This is a genomic window from Methylomagnum sp. (assembly GCF_054333355.1).
Genome location: NZ_JBTEKS010000508.1, coordinates 1 through 2,633, shown reverse-complemented (window position 1 = coordinate 2,633; position 2,633 = coordinate 1). Strand labels below are relative to the sequence as shown.

Here is a 2,633-nt window from a genome sequence, read left to right as displayed (position 1 = left end):
CCCCCCCCCCCACCACCCGAAATATGGCTGATTGCCCGGTAACGCGGCGGATGACCACCCAAACCATGGCGCTGGGCTTGGGCACCCTGAGCGGCAACGAGGCTCAGGCGCGGGCGGGCGAATTGCTGGCGGTGGACGGCTTGGCGATTACCCTGCCCGGCGACGATCCGGCCCATCCCGACTGGCTGGCGCGGGAGGGCGATTTGGTGCCGGAAATCAGCCTGCTGCATGGCCTGTGGGCGGAGGGCGGATTCCGCCACTTGCTGCGCTTCGGCATGTCCCCGGAAGCGCCGCCGCTGGCCTTGAGCGAGTTGGCGGCGGCGGCATTGGCGCTGTGCCAAGCGGACCAGGTGGCGCTGGTCATCGTGGCCGAGACCGCCAGTCTGGTGGGCGCGGCGCTGCAACAGCCGCCGGGCCGCATCGCCGGGGATTGGTTCGACTTTCCCGCCCTCCGCGACCGGATGCTGTTCACCGCCGAACCGGCCTATGCGGATGAAACCTGCTTGATCGTCGGCTTCGTGGCCCGCGCCCCGGCGTCGCCGCTGGCCGATTTTGTGCGGCCCATGGGCGGCGGGGAATCGGCCATCCACGGTCATTGCCATGCCGCCGTGGTGCCCTATCGCCCGGTGCATAAGGGCTTGATCAAATTGCAGGAAACCCTCGACGCGCTGCTGCAAAGCCAGACGGTGCTGGGGGTGTTGCACCTGCTCCACGACGACCGGGAAGGCGTCGGGGCGGGGGAAAGTTATTTGCGGCGGGGCGCCTTGTGGTGCGCCCCGGTCAGTTTCGACGAGGTGCGATCATGACCTTGCTAATCGGTGCCCTGACCCTGGGCACTATCTTGGCCCTGCTGGCGATTGGGGTGTATGTCTCGTTTCGGATTTTCGCCATCGCCGACATCACGGTGGATGGCTCCTTGACCTTCGGTGCCGCCGTGACCGGGGTGCTGCTGGTGAAGGGCGGGATCCATCCGCTGGCGGCGACCGGGGCGGGCTTCCTGGCCGGGATGGCGGCGGGCACGGTGAGCGGCATCCTGCAAACCCGCTTCCGCATCAATCCGCTGCTGGCCGGTATTTTGGTCATGACCGCTTTGTACTCGGTTAATCTCCGGGTCATGGGCCGCAGCAATATTCCCTTCCTGGGCGCGGCCACCTTGTCCACCTATTGCGAGCGCTTCGGCGTCCAATGGTTCGGCGGCGAGCGGATCAACCTGTTCGGCTGGAGCGTGCCCACCGCCGACCTCACGGTGCTGCTGTTGATGGTCTTGCTGGTGGCGGCGACCGCCCTGGCTTTGTGGGCGTTCCTCCGCACCGACCTGGGGACCGCCATGCGGGCGTCCGGCGACAATCCGCAAATGATCCGCGCCTTGGGCGGCAATGTGGAGGCGTATCGGGTGTTCGGCTTGGCGCTGTCCAACGGGCTGGTGGGGCTGGCCGGGTCGCTGTGGGCGCAGTACCAGAATTTCGCCGACGCGCAGATGGGCATCGGCATGGTGGTGTGGGGCTTGGCGAGTGTGATTATCGGCGAGGCGCTGACCGGCGCTTCGGGTGTGGGGCTGGCGATTGTCGGGGCCATTCTCGGCTCGATCCTGTTCCGCGAACTGGTCGCCATCGCCCTGTCGTTTGGCCTGAATCCCAATGATTTGAAGCTGGTCACGGCGGTGTTCGTGTTCGCGGCGCTGATTCTGCCGGACACTTTAGCCCGTTTGTCCCACCGTACCCGCCGGGAGTCCGCATGAATACCCTTCGTCCCATGGTGCGTTTGAGTGGCGCCACCAAGACCTTTCACGCGGGCACGGTCAACGAGGTGCGCCCGATGCGGGGCATCCATCTCGACATCGCCGAAGGTTCCTTCGTCGTGGTGCTGGGCGGCAACGGCTCGGGCAAGTCCACCCTGCTCAACGCCATCGCCGGGAGTTTCCCGCTGGACGCGGGCCGCATCGAACTGGATGGCCACGACGTGACCGCCTGGCCGGAACACCGCCGCGCCGCGCTGATCGGGCGGGTGTTCCAGAATCCTTTCTCCGGCACCGCGCCCACCATATCCATCGCCGAGAATTTCGCCCTGGCTACCCGTCGGGGTTTGTTCCGGGGCTTGGGCTGGGCTTGTTCGGGGAAGCGGGTGGACGAGCTGCGCGACCGGGTGCGGGAACTCAAGATGGGGCTGGAAGACCGGCTCGACACCGCCATCGGCAGCCTCTCCGGGGGGCAGCGCCAAGCCTTGACCCTGCTCATGGCGACCTGGCTCAAGCCCCGGCTGCTGCTGCTCGATGAGCATACCGCCGCCCTCGATCCCAAGAGCGCCGATCAGGTCATCGCCCTCACCGACCGGATCGTCAGCCGCGAGCGCCTCACGACCTTGATGGTGACGCATTCCATGCAGCAGGCCGTGAACCTGGGCGACCGCATCTTGATGATGCACAAGGGGAATGTGCTGCACGATTTCCCGGGAAATGAGAAGCGGCGGCTGCGGGTGGATGATTTGCTGGCCCGGTTCGAGAACGTGCGGCGGCGGGAGTTGCTGGACGAGGGCGCGGCGGCGTTGCTGCGGCGGCAGTATGTGTGATTGTCGTAGGCCGGGTTGAGGCACGAAACCCAGCATTATCCGGCGGTTGGGCGAGCTGGGTTTCGTGC

The 2,633-nt window shown here is 66.4% G+C and carries 3 protein-coding genes; all 3 read left to right on the top strand.

What is annotated here, in order from left to right; all coding sequences use genetic code 11:
• The first annotated feature begins 50 nt into the window (after positions 1-50).
• From ACXWUF_RS21790 to ACXWUF_RS21780, 3 genes are read left to right on the top strand one after another with little or no spacing between them, the layout of a single operon-like run.
• The gene (locus ACXWUF_RS21790; RefSeq protein ID WP_458496617.1) at positions 51-806 is read left to right on the top strand and encodes a hypothetical protein; all 756 of its coding nucleotides are present in this window, start codon (positions 51-53) and stop codon (positions 804-806) included.
• The gene (locus tag ACXWUF_RS21785) at positions 803-1,738 is read left to right on the top strand and encodes an ABC transporter permease (RefSeq protein ID WP_458496616.1); all 936 of its coding nucleotides are present in this window, start codon (positions 803-805) and stop codon (positions 1,736-1,738) included. Before ACXWUF_RS21790 ends, ACXWUF_RS21785 begins: the two co-directional genes overlap by 4 nt.
• Positions 1,735-2,565, top strand: coding sequence for an ABC transporter ATP-binding protein (locus ACXWUF_RS21780; protein ID WP_458496615.1), 831 nt, complete (start codon positions 1,735-1,737; stop codon positions 2,563-2,565). The genes ACXWUF_RS21785 and ACXWUF_RS21780 overlap by 4 nt, the downstream gene beginning before the upstream one ends.
• Positions 2,566-2,633: the final 68 nt, after the last annotated feature.